General features: G+C 72.9%; 17 protein-coding genes and 1 riboswitch. Of the genes, 9 read left to right on the plus strand and 8 right to left on the minus strand.

Annotated elements, in window-relative coordinates; genetic code table 11:
* Window position 1: 1 nt before the first annotated feature.
* From AB0C82_RS15625 to AB0C82_RS15635, 3 genes are read right to left on the minus strand one after another with little or no spacing between them, the layout of a single operon-like run.
* Window positions 2–1075, minus strand: a complete 1074-nt coding sequence (locus AB0C82_RS15625) for a prenyltransferase (protein WP_362841322.1) — start codon at window positions 1073–1075, stop codon at window positions 2–4.
* Window positions 1072–1803: a class I SAM-dependent methyltransferase gene (locus AB0C82_RS15630; RefSeq protein ID WP_362841324.1), complete on the minus strand. Its 732-nt coding sequence runs from the start codon at window positions 1801–1803 to the stop codon at window positions 1072–1074. The genes AB0C82_RS15625 and AB0C82_RS15630 overlap by 4 nt, the downstream gene beginning before the upstream one ends.
* A 52-nt stretch (window positions 1804–1855) precedes the next feature.
* Window positions 1856–3169 carry a glycosyltransferase family 4 protein gene (locus AB0C82_RS15635; protein ID WP_362841326.1) on the minus strand — a complete coding sequence of 438 codons (1314 nt, stop codon included), beginning with the start codon at window positions 3167–3169 and terminating at the stop codon, window positions 1856–1858.
* A 229-nt stretch (window positions 3170–3398) separates the two neighbouring features.
* On the opposite strand from AB0C82_RS15635, the gene AB0C82_RS15640 reads away from it, so the two are divergent.
* From AB0C82_RS15640 to AB0C82_RS15670, 7 genes are all read left to right on the plus strand, one after another.
* A complete protein-coding gene (locus tag AB0C82_RS15640) occupies window positions 3399–4010 on the plus strand; it encodes a TetR family transcriptional regulator (protein ID WP_362841328.1) in 612 nt (203 codons plus the stop codon).
* A 160-nt stretch (window positions 4011–4170) separates the two neighbouring features.
* Window positions 4171–5409: a substrate-binding domain-containing protein gene (locus tag AB0C82_RS15645; protein ID WP_362841330.1), complete on the plus strand. Its 1239-nt coding sequence runs from the start codon at window positions 4171–4173 to the stop codon at window positions 5407–5409.
* A gap of 3 nt (window positions 5410–5412) precedes the next feature.
* Window positions 5413–6204, plus strand: a complete 792-nt coding sequence (locus AB0C82_RS15650) for an ABC transporter ATP-binding protein (protein ID WP_362841332.1) — start codon at window positions 5413–5415, stop codon at window positions 6202–6204.
* On the plus strand, window positions 6201–6977 hold the full coding sequence (locus AB0C82_RS15655) for an ABC transporter ATP-binding protein (RefSeq protein WP_362841334.1): 777 nt from the start codon (window positions 6201–6203) through the stop codon (window positions 6975–6977). Before AB0C82_RS15650 ends, AB0C82_RS15655 begins: the two co-directional genes overlap by 4 nt.
* The gene (locus tag AB0C82_RS15660) at window positions 6977–7864 is read left to right on the plus strand and encodes a branched-chain amino acid ABC transporter permease (RefSeq protein WP_362841336.1); all 888 of its coding nucleotides are present in this window, start codon (window positions 6977–6979) and stop codon (window positions 7862–7864) included. The genes AB0C82_RS15655 and AB0C82_RS15660 overlap by 1 nt, the downstream gene beginning before the upstream one ends.
* A complete protein-coding gene (locus AB0C82_RS15665) occupies window positions 7861–8994 on the plus strand; it encodes a branched-chain amino acid ABC transporter permease (RefSeq protein WP_362841338.1) in 1134 nt (377 codons plus the stop codon). Before AB0C82_RS15660 ends, AB0C82_RS15665 begins: the two co-directional genes overlap by 4 nt.
* Entirely contained in the window at window positions 8991–9917 is a 927-nt protein-coding gene (locus AB0C82_RS15670; RefSeq protein ID WP_362841340.1) for an alpha/beta hydrolase, read from the plus strand. Before AB0C82_RS15665 ends, AB0C82_RS15670 begins: the two co-directional genes overlap by 4 nt.
* Window positions 9918–10001: 84 nt before the next feature.
* On the opposite strand, the gene AB0C82_RS15675 is transcribed toward AB0C82_RS15670, so the two are convergent.
* Together AB0C82_RS15675 and AB0C82_RS15680 are read right to left on the minus strand one after the other, a co-directional pair.
* Window positions 10002–12008, minus strand: a complete 2007-nt coding sequence (locus AB0C82_RS15675) for a GAF domain-containing protein (protein WP_362841342.1) — start codon at window positions 12006–12008, stop codon at window positions 10002–10004.
* Window positions 12009–12128: 120 nt separating this feature from the next.
* On the minus strand, window positions 12129–12944 hold the full coding sequence (locus AB0C82_RS15680) for a 3-hydroxybutyrate dehydrogenase (protein ID WP_362841344.1): 816 nt from the start codon (window positions 12942–12944) through the stop codon (window positions 12129–12131).
* 274 nt (window positions 12945–13218) lie between these two features.
* Between AB0C82_RS15680 and AB0C82_RS15685 the strand changes: the two genes are divergently transcribed.
* Window positions 13219–14736, plus strand: coding sequence for a PHB depolymerase family esterase (locus tag AB0C82_RS15685; RefSeq protein ID WP_362841346.1), 1518 nt, complete (start codon window positions 13219–13221; stop codon window positions 14734–14736).
* Here AB0C82_RS15685 and AB0C82_RS15690 read toward each other — a convergent pair.
* From AB0C82_RS15690 to AB0C82_RS15700, 3 genes are all read right to left on the minus strand, one after another.
* Window positions 14706–15191, minus strand: coding sequence for a hypothetical protein (locus tag AB0C82_RS15690; protein ID WP_362841349.1), 486 nt, complete (start codon window positions 15189–15191; stop codon window positions 14706–14708). The two genes, AB0C82_RS15685 and AB0C82_RS15690, sit on opposite strands and share 31 nt — an antisense overlap.
* Before the next feature lie 140 nt (window positions 15192–15331).
* Window positions 15332–15565 (minus strand): ferredoxin, encoded by a 234-nt coding sequence (locus AB0C82_RS15695; RefSeq protein ID WP_362841351.1) that lies wholly within the window; start codon window positions 15563–15565, stop codon window positions 15332–15334.
* On the minus strand, window positions 15565–17025 hold the full coding sequence (locus AB0C82_RS15700) for an aldehyde dehydrogenase (protein ID WP_362841354.1): 1461 nt from the start codon (window positions 17023–17025) through the stop codon (window positions 15565–15567). Before AB0C82_RS15700 ends, AB0C82_RS15695 begins: the two co-directional genes overlap by 1 nt.
* 159 nt (window positions 17026–17184) lie before the next feature.
* On the opposite strand from AB0C82_RS15700, the gene AB0C82_RS15705 reads away from it, so the two are divergent.
* Entirely contained in the window at window positions 17185–18219 is a 1035-nt protein-coding gene (locus AB0C82_RS15705) for an MBL fold metallo-hydrolase (protein ID WP_362841357.1), read from the plus strand.
* 69 nt (window positions 18220–18288) lie between these two features.
* A riboswitch (cobalamin riboswitch) is annotated at window positions 18289–18361 on the plus strand.
* Window positions 18362–18414: the final 53 nt, after the last annotated feature.

Consider the following 18414-nt stretch of genomic DNA (forward strand, 5'->3'; position numbering starts at 1 on the left):
ATCAGCGGCAGCAGTCGGGCTCCAGCCCCTTGGGCAGCCGCTCGCCGCCGAAGACCGCGGTGGTCGCCTCGTCCCCCCCGAGCGCGGCCACCGCCAGCAGCAGGGAACCCGCCGTCCAGGTGGTCAGCTCCTCGGGCCAGAAAGCCCGGTTGCCCTCGAAGACGTACCCCGTCCAGTACAGGCCGCCATCGGCGCGCAGGTGCTGGACGGACTGGAGGATCTCCAGGGCCCGGTCGGACTCGCCCATCACCCAGAGCGCCAGGGCCAGTTCGCAGCTCTCGCCGCCGGTGACCCACGGGTTGGGGAGCACGCAGCGCACCCCGAGCCCGGGCACCACGAACCGGTCCCAGCCGTTGTCGATCCGCTTCTGCGCGGCGACTCCGGTGACCGCGCCGCCGAGGACCGGGTAGTACCAGTCCATCGAGTAGCGGTCCTTGTCCAGGAAGCGTTCCGGATGGTTGCGAATCGCGTGACCGAGCGCCCCGGTCGCCAGCTCCCAGTCGGGCTGCGGCTCCTCGCGTTCCTCGGCGATGGCGAGAGCGCAGCGCAGGGCCTGGTGGATCGAGGAGGAGCCGGTGAGCAGGGCGTCGGTGACGGGGGTGCCGTCGGGCTCCCGCTTCCAGCCGATCTGACCGCCGGGCTGCTGGAGGCGCAGGACGAACTCGACGGCGGCGTAGACCGTCGGCCACATCCGGTCGACGAACGCGTCGTCGCCCGTGGCGAGGTAGTGGTGCCAGACGCCGACCGCGACGTACGCGCAGAAGTTGGTCTCGCGGCTGCGGTCGGTCGGCTGTCCGGCGTCGCCGTCGTGGTAGGCGGCGTACCAGGAGCCGTCCGCGTTCTGATGACGGGCCAGCCAGTCGTAGGCGCGCTCCGCCGCCTCGTGCTCGCCCGACGCGTCGAGTGCCATGGCGGCCTCGGTGTGGTCCCACGGGTCGAGGTGGTGGCCGCGGAACCAGGGCAGGGCCCCGTCCTCGCGCTGGACGGCGCGCACCGCCGCGACGGTCTCCGCGGCCTGGTCGGCGGTGAGGACCCCGGGCAGTACGAGGTGTTCGGTCCGCTCGGGCGTACTCACGCCTCGGCCTTGGGGAGGTGCGGCTTCGTCGCGTACGCCACGAAGCTCTTGCCGACGACCGGGTTGAGCAGCTGCTCGGCGACGCGGGTGACAACGGGCTTCTTCATGATGTCCCAGACCAGCAGCTTGTGGTACGCCCGCACCGGCAGCGCCTTGTCGTTGTCCACCCCGAACGCGCACTTGAGCCACCAGTAGGGGCTGTGCAGCGCGTGCGCGTGATGCGTGCCGTACGGCTTGAGTCCGGCCTCGCGGATCTTGCGGAGCAGTTCGTCGGCCTTGTAGATCCGGATGTGGCCGCCCTCGACCTCGTGGTACGCGTCGGAGAGCGACCAGCAGACCTTCTCGGGGCCGTAGCGCGGCACCGTGATGGCGATCCGCCCGCCGGGCCGCAGGACGCGGACCATCTCCGCGAGCACGCCCTTGTCGTCGGGGATGTGCTCCATCACCTCGGAGATGATCACGACGTCGAAGGAGTCGTCGGGGAAGGGCAGGTTGAGGGCGTCGCCCTCCATCGCGGTGGCGGTGGCGCCCTCGGGGGCCTCACCGGCCTCCTTCATGGCGGCGAACCACTTGGCGACCTCGCGGATCTCCTCGGCGTTCTGATCCAGCGCCACGACCTGGGCGCCGCGCCGGTAGCACTCGAAGGCGTGCCGGCCGGCGCCGCAGCCCAGATCGAGCACTCGGTCGCCTGCGGCGAGCGGGAAGCGGGTGAAGTCGACGGTCAGCACGAGGGCCTGCCTTCGAGGTCGGAGGTACGGATTCCGTGGGCGGCGGGGGCAGTCACCTGCGGGCTCCCCGGGAGACCATCGCCTGACGGTACAGCTCGGCCGTACCGAGGGCCGCCCTGGCCCAGGTGAAGCGTGCGAGCACCCGGTCGCGGCCGGCCGCGCCCAGGCGGGCCCGCAGCTCCGGGTCGTCGAGCAGCCGGCCGAGGGCGGCGGCCAGCGCGCCGGCGTCGCCAGGCGGTACGGCGAGGCAGGTCTCCCCGTCAGGTCCTGTGACCTCGGGGATCGCGCCGCCGGTCGTCGCGACGAGCGGGGTCCCGGTGGCCATCGCCTCGGCGGCGGGCAGCGAGAAGCCCTCGTACAGCGAGGGGACGCAGGCGACCTGGGCTCCGCGCACGAGGTCGACCAGCTCGATGTCGCTGATTCCCTTGACGAACTGGACGGCGTCCTGGAGCGCGTACCGCTCGATGGCCTGGGCGACGGGTCCGTCCTCGGCCCGCTTGCCGACGACCACGAGGTGCGCCTGCGGCTTCTCGGTGCGGAGCTTGGCCAGCGCCTCGACGAGGTGGACGAGCCCCTTGAGCGGGACGTCGGCGCTGGAGGTGGTGACGATCCGGCCGGGCACCTCCGCGACGGACGGATCGGGCGACCAGAGGTCGGTGTCGGCTCCGATGTGCACCACGCTGACGCGGTCCTGCCGTACGCCGAGGTGCTCGACGATCTCCTGCTGGGAGGAGCCGGAGACGGTGAGGACGGACGGCAGGCGGCGGGCGACCCGCTTCTGCATACGGGTGAAGGCGTACCAGCGGCGCACGGAGGCCCGGCGGCGCCGGCTGCCCGCGGCGTCCAGGTCGAGCTGCCGGTCGACGGTGATGGGATGGTGGATCGTGGTGACGAGCGGAGCACCGAGGTCGCCGAGCAGGCCGTAGCCGAGGGTCTGGTTGTCGTGGATGACGTCGAATTCGCCGCGGCGGGCCTGGAGATGGCGCCGGGCACGCAGGCTGAAAGTGAGCGGTTCGGGGAAGCCGCCGGTCCACATGGTGGCGACCTCGGCGAGGTCGATCCAGTCGCGGAACTCGCCGCGTCCCGGCGTACGGAACGGGTCGGGCTGGCGGTACAGGTCCAGGCTCGGCAGTTCGGTGAGCGGGACACCCTCGTCGAGCATCGGGTAGGGCTGGGCGCCGATCACCTCGACGCTGTGGCCGAGGCGGGCGAGCTCGCGGCCGAGGTGGCGCACGTAGACGCCCTGGCCTCCGCAGAACGGATTGCCCTTGTACGTGAGGAGTGCGATGCGCAACGGCCGGTCGTCGGCGGCGGCGGGTGCTTCGGTGCCCGCCCGGGGGCCCGTCTCTATGGCCTCAGCGGTCACACTCGGCCCCCTTCTCACTGCGTGTTCGCCGGAGCGTAACCGCTCGCGCTAATCTAGAACAAGTTTCAGACCGGATCGTTCAACAAGCATCGAATCTACCGGCAGGTAGCTTCGGCGTGACCGCCGGATCAGGTGATTCGCGCCACGGCAGGCGCCCTGCCATGCTGTGCCCGCCCGGAATCACGCTCCCCTCGCGCCGGTTGCGGACAGAAGCCATGGATTGGGACACATGACAGCGGAAGCCAGACCCGCATCGCCTCCCCTGACGGAACGCCAGGAGGCCCGCCGCCGCCGCATCCTCCACGCCAGCGCCCAGCTTGCCAGCAGGGGCGGCTTCGAGGCCGTGCAGATGCGCGAGGTCGCCGAGGCCGCCGGTGTCGCGCTGGGGACGCTCTACCGCTATTTCCCCTCCAAGATCCATCTGCTGGTCGCCACCATGCAGGACCAGCTCCAGCACATGCACGGCACGCTCCGTAAGCGCCCCCCGACCGGGGAGAGCGCCGCGGAGCGGGTCGCCGAGACGCTGATGCGGGCCTTCAGGGCGCTCCAGCGGGAGCCGCAGCTGGCCGATGCCATGGTGCGGGCGCTCACCTTCGCCGACCGGAGCGTGAGCCCCGAGGTGGACACCGTCTCGCGCATCACGACGAAGATCGTGCTGGACGCGATGGGGCTTGAGCACCCGACGCCGCAGCAGCTGTCGGCGGTCCGGGTCATCGAGCACACCTGGCACTCCGCGCTGATCACCTGGCTGTCCGGACGGGCCTCGATCGCACAGGTGAAGATAGACATCGAGACGGTGTGCAGGCTGATCGACCTGACGAGTCCGGACGGGAAGCCCTAGGGCCCCAGGTTCCGAAACGCCCTGGGCGAGGTCCCGTGCCCATGTCGGGCACCCACATGGGGCCCCCGTCAGGTGGGGGCTCCTGCACCATATCGACGGCGCCACGGTGTTCATACGGTTCGGCCGACATCATCCGAACCACGCCGAGGAGCCGGTCACCATGCGCCGTCGCAGAGCCGTAGGCACCGTCCAGCACAGATCCCTCACCGCAGCCGCCCTCGGCGCCGCCGCGCTGCTCCTGGCCGGCTGCACCGCCGCCGGCCAGGCGGGCGGCTCCGACCCGGCCGGCGGTGGCGAGGACGAGACCGTCAAGGTGGGGCTGGTCTACTCGCGGACCGGGCTGCTCGCCGCGTACGGCAAGCAGTACCGCGACGGCTTCATGGCGGGGCTCGACCACGCCACCAAGGGCACGGGCAAGGCCGGCGGTCACCGCATCGAGGTGACCGAGCAGGACGACGCGGGCGACCCGGGCAAGGCGGTCGCCGCGGCGAAGAACCTGATCGGCAAGGGCTACAAGGTGCTGGCCGGCACCACCGACTCCGGCGTCGCCCTCCAGATGGCCCCGCTCGCCGCCCAGAACAAGGTGCTGTACGTCAGCGGGCCCGCCGCGACCGACGCGGTGACCGGGATCAACGCGTACACCTTCCGGTCGGGCCGCCAGTCCTACCAGGACATCCTCACCGCGGGCACGATGCTCGGCGACGCCAGGGGCAAGAAGGTCACGGTGCTGGCCCAGGACTCCACGTTCGGCCAGGCCAACGTGGCCGCCGTGAAGGCGGTGCTCGGCGCAGGGGGCGCGAAGGTCGGCTCGGTCCTGGCCCCGCCCGGGGCGACGGACCTGACTCCGTTCGCCCGCCAGGTGAAGGCCGCGGGAACCGACCTGGTCTTCGTCGCCTGGGCCGGTTCCACCGCCCCGGCCCTGTGGACCGCGCTGGACCAGCAGGGCGTGCTGGACGCGGGGAAGGTGGTCACGGGACTGGCCGGGACGGCCTCGTACCCGGTCTTCGGGGCGGCCGGCGCCAAGGTGTCCTTCCTGGCGCACTACTTCCCCGGCGCGGGCGGCGGCAACGCGGTCGAGCAGGCCATGCTCGACACGGTCGAGAAGGCGGGCGGCGCCCCGGACCTGTTCACCCCGGACGGTTTCACGGCCGCCCAGATGATCGTCCGCGCGGTGGAGGAGGGCAGCCCCACCGACACGGACGGGATGGTGAAGGCCCTGGAGGGCTGGACGTTCGACGGGGTGAAGGGCAAGGAGCAGGTGCGCGCCGAGGACCACGCGCTGATCCAGCCGATGTTCGTGGCGCGGCTGAAGGGGAAGGGCGCAGGCGCCGTCCCCGAGCTGGTGAGCACCGAGCCGATGGACGCGGTGGCCCCGCCGGTCGCGCCCTCGGCGGGCTGAGCGATGACGGCTCCGGGCACCACCACGGAACACGACGGACGGCTGCGCGCGAGCGCCCCCGTGCTGAGCCTCGACGGGCTCGGCTGGAGCGTCGGCGGGGCGACCATCGTCGAGGACATCACCCTAGGCGTCCGCGAGGGCGAGTTCCTGGCCTTCATCGGCCCCAACGGGGCGGGCAAGACCTCCCTGTTCAACCTGATCAGCGGGCTGACCACGCCCACGGCCGGCACGCTGGCGCTGGACGGTACGGACATGACGGCGCAGCCCGCGCACGTCCGCGCCCGCCGGGGCATCGGCCGCACGTTCCAGACCTCCAGCCTCTGGCCGGGGATGAGCGTCGCCGACCACGTGCGGCTGGCGGCGCAGGCGGCGAAGGGCGGCTCGTACCGGCTGTGGCGGCGGGCTTCCCCGTACACCGCCGAGGTGCGCGGGGTCCTGGAGCGCACCGGTCTCGGACACCGGGCGCGGACAACGGCGGCCGAGCTGTCCCACGGGGAGAAGCGCAAGCTCGAACTGGCGGTCCTGCTGGTCGGGGAGCCCCGGCTGATGCTGCTCGACGAGCCGATGGCCGGGGTCAGTGCGGAGGAGGTCCCCGCGCTCACCGAACTGATCCGCACCCTGCACCGTGACGAGGGCCGCACCGTCCTCATGGTCGAGCACCACATGGACGTCCTGCTGGGCCTCGCGGACAGGCTCGCCGTGATGCACCACGGCCGGCTCCTGGCGCTGGACACCCCGCAGGCCGTGACCGCCGACCCGGAGGTCCAGCGGGCCTACCTCGGGGAGGGGCTGTGACGGACCCCGACATCCTGCTCGCCGTACGGGACCTGCGGGTCCTGATCGGCGGGCGGCACATCCTGCACGGCGTGGACCTGGACGTCGCCCGGCACGGGGTGACCGCGCTCCTGGGCCGCAACGGCGCCGGGAAGACCACGACCGTACGCGGCATCCTCGGCCTGGTCCCGCGCGCCGGCAGTGTGCTGCTCGACGGGGAGGAGACCGTGGCGCTGCCCACCCACGCCGTCGTCGGGCGGGGCGTCGGCTACGCCCCCGAGGACCGGGGGATCTTCGCCGGGCTCACCGTGGCGGAGAACCTGCGGCTGGCCGAGCGGCGCGGGGCGGGCGAGCCCGCGTACGCACTCGTCCACGAACTGTTTCCCGAACTGAGGCAGCGGGCGCGGCAGTTGGCCGGGACGCTGTCCGGGGGCCAGCAGCAGATGGTGGCCATCGGGCGCACCCTGCTCAACACCAACCGGCTCGTCATCGCCGACGAACCCACCAAGGGACTCGCGCCCCGCGTCGTCACCGAGGTCGCGCAGGTGCTGGAACGGGCCGCCGAGGCGGTGCCGGTGCTGCTCGTGGAGCAGAACCTCGCCGTCGTACGCCGGCTGGCCGGCCGGTGCGTCGTCCTCGCCGACGGGCGCACCGCGCACCACGGGCCCACCGAGGCGCTGCTGGGCGACGCGGAGGCGGCCCGCAGGCTCCTGGGCGTGGGCCACGGCCCGGCCGCCCGCACCCCTTCCCCCGCCGCACAGGCCTCTTCCCCGACCGCGGAGGCGGATTCCTGATGTCCACGATCGTTCTGCTCACCATGACCGGGCTCGGTCTGGGGGCGCTCTACTTCCTGATCGCCTCGGGCCTCTCCCTCATCTTCGGCCTGATGGACGTGCTCAACTTCGCGCACGGGGCCCTGCTCTCCATCGGTGCGTACGGCACCTGGTGGGCGGCGTCCGGGAACCTGCCAGGGGCGGGACCCGGCGGCGCGGGCTTCGCCCTGGCCGTGCTGTTCGGTACGGCGGTGGGCACCGCCGCCGCGGTCCTGCTCGAACTCGCCGTGGTCCGCCCGCTCTACACCCGGCCGCGCGAACAGGTGCTCGCCACGGTCGGGGTGGGCCTCGCCGTTCCCGCGCTCCTCTCGGGGATCTGGGGGCCGGACGCGCTGACGTTCCCCGGTCCCGAGGCACTGTCGGGCACCTTCGGGCTGCTGGGCGCGCACGTCCCGGTCAACCGGCTGGTCCTGATCGCGGCAGCGGTCGTCGTCCTCGTGGCGCTGCGGCTGTTCCTCGGCAGGACCCGTCACGGCCTCGTCGTACGGGCGGGGGTCGAGGACCGGGCGATGGTGACCGCGCTGGGCATCGACGTCCGCCGGGCGTTCACGCTCGTCTTCGCCATCGGCGGCTGTGTCGCCGCGCTCGGCGGGGCCCTGGGCGGGCTGTACTTCGGCTCGGTCGACCCCCGGCAGGGCACCTCGCTGCTGATCTTCGCCTTCGTGGTGGTGGTCACCGGCGGCATGGGTTCGGTGACCGGGGCCGCCGTGGCGGCCGTCGTCATCGGCCTGGTCCAGCAGTTCGCCAACTACTACACCGCAGCGGGCCTCGGCGACCTGGCCGTCGTCGTCCTGCTCGGCGCGCTGCTGCTCGTCCGGCCGCGCGGACTGACCGGGAGGCTCGCGTGAGTACCGCCACCGAGACACACGACCGTACCGGCGGGGCGCCCGCCGCCGTGCCGCCGGGGCCCGCCTCCGGGGCACCGGCCCGGGTGCTGCGCTGGTGGCCCGCCGCCGTGCTGGTGGCCCTGGTCGTCGCCCCGTTCAGCGCGCTGCCGCTGCCCGGACTCCTGGACGGGCCGGTGGGCAGTCCGGGCTCGCTGCAACTCCTGGCCACCTGCCTGTTGTTCGGCGCCCTGGCGACCGGGTACGACCTGCTGCTCGGCCGCACCGGCCTGCTGTCCTTCGGGCACGCGCTGTACTTCGCGGCGGGCAGCTACGCCACCAACATGTTCCTGCTCGAAGCGGGGCTGCCCTTCGCGCTCGCCGCGGTGCTCGGCCTCTGCTCCGGGATCGCCCTGGCCCTGGTGCTCGGTTCGGTGAGCCTGCGGGTCACCGGCATCGGCTTCTCCATGGTGACGCTGGCGTTCGCACAGGCGGGCTCGATCCTCGTCTCCCGCAACCCCGGCGGCCTCACCGGCGGCGAGGAGGGCCGCGCGGCCCCCGCCGGTCTGCTGCCGTCCGGACTCGTCGGCATCGACAACACGGCGAATCTGTACTGGATCGCGCTGGCCTATCTCGTCCTCACCCTCGCCGTCGTCCACCGGGCTGTCCGCTCCCCCACCGGGCGGGTCTGGGAGGGGATCAAGGAGAACGAGCGCCGGGTGGAGGTGCTGGGCCTGAAGCCGTACGGATTCAAGCTGACGGCGTTCGTGCTGGCGGGAGCGCTGGCCGCGGTGGGCGGGCTCGTCCACCTGCTGCTCACCGGCGGTTCCACCCCGCAGACGACGACGTCGGACTTCACGCTGTCGCTGCTGGTGATGGTGGTCCTGGGCGGCTCGGGCACCCGGTGGGGCCCGATGGTCGGCGGCATCCTCTACACCTGGGCCGACCACCGTCTCGGCGACCTCGCGGGTTCCGGTGCGGTCGCCGATCTGCCGGCGGTGCTGCGGGTCCCGCTGTCCCAGCCGCTGTTCCTGCTCGGGGTGCTGTTCGTGGCCGTGGTGCATCTGCTGCCCGGCGGCCTCGCGCGGCTGCCGGCCCGACTGGGCGCGGGGAGCCGCGCGTCCCGGAACCCTAAGGAGAACCGGAACCCATGACCACCGTCCCGTACGAAGAACTGCGGGTACCCGTCGCCGGGGGCGGACTCGCGGCCCTGCGCTGGCCGGCCCACGAAGCCGGCGCCCCGGTCGTCGTGGCCCTGCACGGCATCACGGCCAACGCCCTGTCCTGGGGCAGGGTGGCCCGGGCCCTGGCGGGCCGCGTCACGCTGATCGCCCCCGATCTGCGGGGCCGGGCGGCCAGTTCGGGGCTGCCCGGCCCGTACGGGATCGCCGCGCACGCGGACGACGCGGCGGCCCTGGCCGAAGCCCTGTGCCCGGCGCGGGGCCGCGTGGTCCTGGCCGGTCACTCGATGGGCGCGTTCGTGGCGGCGCTGGCCGCCGTACGCCATCCGGAGCGGTTCGGGCCACTGCTCCTCGTCGACGGCGGAGTGGGTTTCCCCGCGCCCACCCATCTCTCCCCCGACGCACTCCTGACCGCCGTCATCGGTCCGGCGATGGACCGGCTGTCGATGACGTTCCCCGACCGGGCCGCCTACCGGTCGTTCTGGCAGGCACACCCCGCGTTCGCGGGGGCCTGGTCGGCGGAGGTGGACGCCTACGTCCAGCGTGACCTGACGGGGCGGGAACCGGCACTGCGCTCCACCTGCCGGCTCCAAGCGGTACGCGCCGACGGCACCGGCCTCTTCGCGGAGCAGGTGCTGTCGGCGGTACGGAACCTGCCGATGGCGGCCACGCTGCTGTGGGCCGAGCGCGGCCTGATGAACGAACCCCAGGGTCTGTACGACGAGTCCCGACTGGAGGCGGCGGCCCTCCCCGGAGCAACGGTCGAGACCGTACGTGTCCCGGACGTCAACCACTACACGGTCCTGACGGGCGACAGGGGAGCGGAGGCGATCGCCCACCACCTGCTGAAGGCGTCACGTCCGAGCCGGGCAGAGGCCGGCCCCTCCGGCGACTGAGGACGCCTTCGAGCCGGTCCGTGACCGGGGCGGCGGCACCCGGTCACCCCGCTCACCCCGGTCACCCCTCCGGCCCGGACCCGGTCACCCCTCGCGCCCGCCGCCCAGCAGATGCAGCCGCAGGGCGAGTTGCAGCTCCAGCGCCCGGGCCGGCTCGTTCCAGTCCCGCCCCAGCAGCACCTGGATCCGGTCGAGGCGCTGCACCACCGTGTTCACGTGCACGTGCAGTTCGTCCTTGGCCCGGATCAGGCTGCCACCCGCCCCGAAGTACGCGCTCAGCGTCCGCACCAGATGGGTGCCGCGCCGCTCGTCGTACCGCAGCAGCGGCCCCAGCGTGGCCAGGACGAAGCCGTCGACGTCCTGCGCGTTGCCCAGCACCACGCCCAGGAAGCCGAGTTCGTCCACACAGGCACCCTCACCGGCACGCCCGAGCACCCGCATCGCCCGGAGGCACCGGGCCGCTTCCGCGTACGCGGCGGCCAGCTCCCGGGGCCCGCCCGCCGGGCCGGCCGCGGCGACCGTGACGGGCGCCTGGACGAGGTGGCCGAGCTGGACGGCCGCCGCCCTCGCCACCTCTCCGGGTGACCGGCCGGACAGGGGCCCGCCGCCCGTGGTGTCGTCGGCTCCGGCGTGGTCGACCAACAGCACCACGGTCCCGGCGTGTTCGGCGCTCACCCCGTGGATGTCCCCGCCGAAGAGATACCGCATGGCGGCCGCGCCGAGCCTCTCCCGCGCACCGGACTCCGCGACCAGCAGCAGCCGGGGCCGGTCCAGGTCGATGCCCAGCCGGCGGCCGCGCTCCGCCAGCCCGGCCGGGTCCCGTTCCGCGTCGCCCAGCAGGTCGCTGATCAGTTCGCCGCGGATCCGGTTCTCCGTCTCGGCCACCGTCCTGCGCAGGAGCAGCAACAACCCGGTGACCACGGCGGCCCGTTCGAAGAGCCGCCGGTCGGAGTCGTCGAGGCGCCGGCGCTGGTGCAGCACGAGGCTGGCCAGCAGCTCCTGCCCGGCGAGCACGGCGCAGATCCACCTCCCGTCGCGGTGCACGGCGCGTCCCTGGGCCCGTGACTCCTCCGCCGTCTCGGCCAGCCACACCGCGTCCGTGCTGTCGGCCGCGCAGGCCGTCCCGTCGGGCCGGACGGCGGCCAGCGGGCGCCCGCCAGGGTCGTGGATGGTCAGCGGGCTGTCCAGGAGACCGGCGACCGAGGTGGCGACGTCGGTGACGTCGCCACCGCGCAGCACGAGGTCCGTGAGCCGGTCGTGGGCCTCCTCGGCGCGCTGCATGGCGGCGGAGTGCTCGCGCACGGCGGCGTTCGCCTCGGCCAGCTCGGCGTTGGCCTGGGCGAGCTCGGCCAGCGCCGCGCCGGTGTCGGCGAGGGCGCGCGCCGTGTCGATGGCGATGGCGGCGTGCGCGGCGAGGGAGCAGAGCAGGGCGACCTCGTCCGGGCTGAAGACGCGCGGGGAGCGGTCGGCCGCGAAGAGGACGCCGATGACCTTGCCCGTACCGCCACGGCTGGATCCGAGCAGGAGGGGGACGCCGAGGATGGCGACGAGACCCTCGGCCAGCACTCCGGCGTTGATGTTCTCGGTGTGGCGGAAGCGTTCGTCGGTGCGGTAGTCGGGGGTCGCGTACGGGCTGGCGGTCTGCGCGACGAGACCGCCGAGCCCCTCGCCGAGCTCCAGCCGGAGCCGCTGGAACAGTACGGAGACGGAGCCGTCGGTCACCCGCATGTAGGTGTCGCCCGCCTCCTCGTCCGGGAGCGTGAGGTAGGCGGTGTCGGTGCCGAGCAGCATCCTGGCCCGCCGCACGATGGCCTTCAGCACGTCGTCCAGGTCGCGCGAGGCGGCCAGGTCGCCCGCCGTGTCGAAGAGCGCGGTGAGCTGGAGCTCCCGGCGCCGGTGCTGGCGAAGGGCGCCCCTGATCCGCAGGGCGGTGGCGACCGCCCCTTCCACCTCGGCCAGGTCCTGGGCGGGCACCCCGGCCGCTCTGGCCGCCGAGGAGACGGCGCCGAGCGCCTCGGCGGGGGCGTCGTCGGCCAGCAGCGCCAGGAGGCGTCGCAGGTGGGGCGCGGCGGAGGAGGACGGTTCAGACATGGGCGGCCATCGTTCGTCGGGGGTACGGAAGGCGGCAGGGAGCTGGACGCCGGGGGCGAGGGACAGTGTGCGGGGACGGAACCAGGGTCGCGGGTACGGCGGCGGGCGGGCGCAGCGGGGTCAGTTGGCGGTCCAGCCTCCGTCCATGGAGATCGAGGTGCCGGTGATGTGCCCGGTTCGCGGACCGCACAGCCACAGCACGGCCTCGGCCACGTCCACCGGTTCGATCAGGCTCTTGACGGCGCTGCGTTCCAGCATGACCTGTCCCACCACCTCCTCCTCCGAGATGCCGTGCGTGCGGGCCTGCGCGGCGATCTGGTTCTCGACCAGCGGCGTGCGGACGTAGCCGGGGCTCACGCAGTTGCTCGTCACCCCGTGCTCCGCCGCTTCGAGCGCGACCACCTTGCTGAGTCCTTCCAGTGCGTGCTTGGCCGTGACATAGGCCGCTTTGTAGGGACTGGCGCGCAGTCCGTGGACGGACGAGATGTTGACGACGCGCCCCCAGCCGCGTTCGTACATGCCGGGCAGGGTCCGGCGCAAGATGCGGAACGGTGCCTCGACCATCACGCGCTGGATCAGCGCGAAGCGCTCGGGCGGGAAGGCGTGGACGGGGGCGATGTGCTGGAGCCCCGCGTTGTTGACCACGATGTCCGCGTCGGCGGGCAGCGTCTCGACGGCCTCCGGGTCCGAGAGGTCGACGACCCAGGCGGTCGCGCCGAGCTCGTCGGCCAGGCGCTTCGCGGCCTCGGCCGTCCTGTCGACGATGTGCACATGCGCGCCGGCCGCGGCGAGCGTCCGTGCGCAGGCCATTCCGATGCCGCTCGCCGCACCGGTCACCAGGGCGGTGCGCCCGGCCAGGAACCGGTCGGCGGCCGCCTGGGGCACGGCGGCGGGGGAAGGGGCTGGCGCGTGGTCCGGTGTCCGGGAAGTCTGCATGGCCGTCACGGTAAGGAGGTCGCCGCCCGCATCACACGGGGCCGGTGCACACACCCTCGTACGCGTACATGGTGGCGGCGTACATGGTGCGGGGTGAGGCCCCCGGCGGCCGTGGGAACGGGGCGGCGGTGCCCCGGCGTACCCCCCTGACCTGCGCAAGGGCCGTACCGCACACTCCCGGCCGGTGCCGGTGGCCGCGCGCCACATGGGCAGTCCCCGGCGCCGCTCATAGGTTCCGGCAGCAGTCCGCACGTCCGATCAGGGAGGCCCCACCGTGCGCCCATCGACCTTGCGACGCCTGTTCCGGAGCGTCGTGTCCACAACAGCCCTCGGCGTCCTGCTGGCGATGCCCGTCACCGCGACGGCCGCCCCCGCGGCCGCTTCCTCCTCAGCCTCCGCAGGTACCGCCGCAGCCGACACCCTGCAGCAGGTCACCGGATTCGGTTCCAACCCCGGCAACCTCCAGATGTTCGCGTACACGCCCTCCACCACCCCGGCGGGGGCGCCCCTGGTGGTCGCCCTGCACGGCTGCACCCAGAGCGCGAACGCCTACTACGCCAACTCCGGCTGGCCGGAGCTGGCCGACACCTGGGGCTTCGACGTGGTCTTCCCGCAGACCACGTCGGCCAACAACGCGCTGTCCTGCTTCGGCTGGTTCGACGCGGCCGAGAGCACCCGGGGCCGGGGCGAGGCCGCCTCGATCGTGCAGATGGCCGAGTACGCGCAGCGGACGTACGGATCCGACGGCCGCCGGGTGTACGTCACCGGGCTCTCCGCGGGCGGCGGTATGACGGCGAACCTGCTGGCCGCGTACCCGGACGTGTTCGCGGGCGGGTCCGTGGCCTCCGGGCTGCCGGCACAGTGCGCGACGAGTCAGGCCGCCGCCTCCGGCTGTCAGACCGGTCCGCAGAAGCTCAGCCCCGCCCAGTGGGGCGACAAGGTCCGCGCCTCCTACCCGGGTTACACCGGGCCGTGGCCCCGGGTGGCCGTCTGGCAAGGCACGTCGGACTACACCGTCTACCCGGCCAACGCCACCGCGCTGCGCGACCAGTGGACCGACGTGTGGGGCATCGGCCAGACCCCGGACGGCACCAGCACCCTGCCCGGGAACACCACCCGTACCGTCTACAACGACACCTCCGGGAAGCCCGCCGTCGAGACGTACTCCATGGCCGGCATGGGTCACGGTCTGGCCGTGGACCCTGGCACGGGCTCCTCGCAGTGCGGGTCGACGGCCGCGTACTTCCTGGACACCATCTGCTCCACGTACTACACGGGCGTCTTCTGGGGCCTTGACCGGGACGCGCCGGGCGGCGGCGACGGGCTGCCCGCGCCGGCGGGTCTGAGCGTCACGGGCGTCACCGCCGAATCGGCCTCGCTGTCCTGGAGTCCGGTGCCGGGGGCGTCCTCGTACGTCGTCCACCGCGACGGTACGAAGGTGGCGTCCCCCACCGGGACCACGTTCACCGACGCCGGGCTGTCCGCCGGGACCTCCTACCGCTACACGGTGGCGGCGGTCGACTCCGCGGGCGTGGCCGGTGCCACGGCTCCGGCGGTGACCGCCACGACCACGGGAGGGTCCACCGTCCGGTGCTTCACCGCGAGCAACTACGCGCACGTGACGGCGGGCCGGGCGCGCACCTCGGGCGGGTACGTGTACGCGAACGGCTCCGATCAGAACATGGGCCTCTACAACGTGTTCGTCACCCACACGCTCAAGGAGTCACCGGCCGGGTACTTCGTGATCGCCGACTCCGGCTGTCAGGCGGGATCGTCGGTGAAGTCCCCCTGAACCTCCTCCGGCAGCGCGCAGCCGTCCTTCACCGCGGTGAAGGAGACCGGCTGCCGGTCGCCGAAGCCGTCCATCGCGAAGTGCCGGGCGTACACCCTCCAGCCCTGCTTGGTGAGGGTGCGGAGGGTGACGTCCCGCTCCTCGCCGCTCGTCGTGATCTTCCAGCCCAGTTTCTCGAGCCGGTCGACCGTGGCGGCGAACCCGTCGGCCGCGTCCGCCTCGGGCGCGTCCGCCAGCCACGGCGCGACGCAGTCCCGCCACTCCCCCTCGGGCGTCCCCGCCATCGAGTCGTCGCCCGGCGGGAGCCCGGAGGCGTCCGCGGCGGCTCCCACCTCGTTGGCCACCGTCTCCTTCGTGAAGGGGCCGGTGGCCGTGGGCGATGCCTTCGCCGCGCCGTCCGCCGTGCCGCCGTCGCCGAGGCCGCAGCCGGCGACGGCGGTCAGTATCGTGCTCACCGCTACGGCTACGGCTGCCGCTCTTCTCGTACCCACAGGTAGCTTCCCCGCCCGGTCGTCGTCCTCACGGGCGGGCGCCCGCGCGACTCTCCGCCGGAGTCTCGCACGGGCTCTGACCTGCCGGGAAGCCCTTTCTTCCGCTACTCATCCGGCGGGAACACCACGTCGCCCGAGGCCAGGAGCGTGAGCGTGATCGCCTCGACGGGGCAGCCCTCTGCCGCCGCGAGGATCCTCTCGTCGGCGTCGCTCTGCGGAGCGGCCGGATGCGACTGCCTCGCCGTGTCCAGCCGGAAGCCGTCCGGGGCGTGGTTCAGGCACATCCCGGAGCCGATGCAGACGCTCCGGTCGACCTCCACCTGCCAGCGGTCGCCCATCACGCCCCCTGGTAGCCGGCGGGCAGATGGATCATCTTGTGCTCGAAGAACTCCCCGTAGCCCTCGGGCCCGAACTCGCGGCCCAGCCCGGAGTTCTTGTAGCCGCCGAAGGGGCCGAGCATGTCGAGGCTGAAGGTGTTCACGCTGTACGTGCCCGTCCTGACCCGGCGGGCGATGTCGATGCCGCGCTCGGTGTCGGCCGTCCAGACGCTGCCGCTGAGCCCGTACTCGGAGTCGTTCGCGATCTTCACGGCCTCCTCCTCGTCCCCGTACGGGAGCAGGCAGATCACCGGGCCGAAGATCTCCTCGCGGGCGATGCGCATGGAGTTGTCGACGTCTCCGAAGAGCGTCGGCTCGACGTACCAGCCGCGTTCCTGCGAGGCCGGCCGGCCGCCGCCCGTGAGGACCTTGGCGCCTTCCTCCTGGCCGATCCGGATGTAGTCGAGGGAGCGCTGCTGCTGACGCCGGGCGACGAGCGGGCCGAGTTCGGTCGCGGGATCGAGCGGGTCGCCGATAGTCAGCGCCCCGGCCGCCGCGGCGAACGCCTCGGCTGTCTCCTCGTAGCGTGAGCGGGGGGCGAGGATGCGGGTCTGGGCCACGCATGCCTGGCCGTTGATCATCCAGGCGAAGGGGACGATGCCCGCGACGGCCGCTTCCAGGTCGGCGTCCGGGAGGATGACCGCCGCGGACTTCCCGCCCAGTTCGAGGGTGACGCGGCTGAGGTTGCGGGAGGCGACCTCCATGACCCGGCGGCCCGCGGCGACGGATCCGGTGAAGGACACCTTGTCGACGCCCGGGTGTCCGACCAGGTACTCGCTGACCTCGCGCCCGGCGGGCAGGATCGAGAGGACCCCTTCCGGAAGCCCGGACTCGGCGGCGATCTCGGCCAGGATGTACGCGTCAAGGGGCGTTTCGGGCGAGACCTTCAGGACGGCGGTGCAGCCCGCGAGGAGTGCGGGTGCCAGCTTGGCCGCCGCGGTGAACTGCGGGACGTTCCACGGCACGACGGCCGCGACCACGCCGACCGGTTCACGGCGTACGAGCAGCGGCCCGAGGACTCCGTCGCGCCGCTCCTCGTACGGGAAGGTGCGGGCGACCGTGATCGCCGAGTCCCACACCATCATCGCGGCGAGCGCCTGCACCATGACGCCCGACGTGTACGGGGTGCCGTTCTGGGAGCTGATGACGCGGGCGATCTCCTCGTACCGTACGGCGAAGGCGTCCTTGATCCTGGTGATCACCACGATCCGCTCGTCCAGGGTCATGCGCGGCCAGGGACCCTCGTCGAAGGCGCGGCGGGCGGCGGTGACGGCCCGGTCCACGTCGGCCTCGCAGGCGTGCGGGACCCGGCCGATGACCTGTTCGGTGTGGGGGGAGATCACCTCGATGACGGCGTCGCCGAGCGGATCGGTCAACTCCCCGCCGATGAACAGTTTTCCGTGTTCCACAAGCTCGGTCATGGCTGCTGCCTCCCGCGAACCCGGCACGTACCTGACTATGTGTCAGAACTGATACCAGCTCCGCTTGCAGGAGTCCACGCATCGGCATCGATCCGCGGCGCCAGGAGTGATTGACTGGGGCTACTACTGGAACGAGTTCTTGTCAGAGACGGGGAACCCATGAGCCAGGTGACCGACCACGGCGGAGGCGTCCACAGCATCAAGGTGCCGATCCCCGACAACCCGCTCGGTCACACCCTCGTCCACCTCCTCGACACCGACCGGGGCCCGGTCCTCATCGACACCGGCTGGGACGACCCGGAGTCCTGGGACACCCTCGTCGCGGGACTCGCCTCCCTCGGGACGGCCGTCACCGACATCCACGGCATGGTCATCACCCACCACCACCCCGACCACCACGGCCTCTCGGGACAGGTCCGCGAGGCATCCGGCGCGTGGATCGCGATGCACGCGGCGGACACCGAGGTCGTCCGCCGCACCCGCGCGTCCGAACCGGCGGCCTGGCTCGCCTACCTCACGGCGAAACTCGCCGCTGCCGGCGCCCCCGAGGAACACCTCGCCCCGCTCAGGGCCGCCCGCGCGGGCGGCCGGATGCGCACCCTGCCCGGACTCCGCGCCGCGATCCCGGACCGGGAGATCGTCCCCGGCGAGCTGCTCGACCTGGCGGGCCGCCGGCTGCGCGCCGTATGGACTCCCGGCCACACCCCCGGCCACGTCTGCCTGCACCTGGAGGAGGACCACCCGGCGCGGCTGCCGGGCCGGGGCCGGCTCTTCTCCGGCGACCACCTGCTGCCGGGGATCAGCCCGCACATCGGGCTGTACGAGGACCCGGACGACACGACGGTCACGGACCCGCTCGGCGACTACCTCGCCTCGCTGGAACGCGTCGGGCGCCTCGGAGCCGCCGAGGTGCTGCCGGCGCACCAGCACGCGTTCACGGACGCCGCCGGGCGCGTACGGGAGCTCCTGGACCACCACGAGGAACGGCTGACCGGGCTGCTCGACCTGCTCGCCGCACCCCTCACCCCGTGGCAGCTCGCCGAGCGGATGGTGTGGAACCGGCCCTGGGAACAGATCCCCCACACCTCCCGGTCCATCGCCGTCTCCGAGGCCGAGGCCCATCTGCGGCGCCTGGTGAAGCTCGGCCGGGCGGAGGCCGCGGGCACCGATCCGGTGACGTACGTCGCTCTGTGACCGGGCCCTCCGCCCGGGGAGGGAGCGGGGCGGGCCGGTACAGTGAGCGCGTCGTCATCATGCCCGTACAGGGGAAAGCCGGTGCGACTCCGGCACTGACCACGCAACCGTGAACCGCCCCGGCGGTGAAGTCGGAATGCCCTGTACGCGGTCGTGACCGGCTCGTGCCACCGGAACCCCGGTGGCCGGCACCGT

Source organism: Streptomyces sp. NPDC048560, assembly GCF_040650955.1.
Lineage (GTDB): Bacteria > Actinomycetota > Actinomycetes > Streptomycetales > Streptomycetaceae > Streptomyces.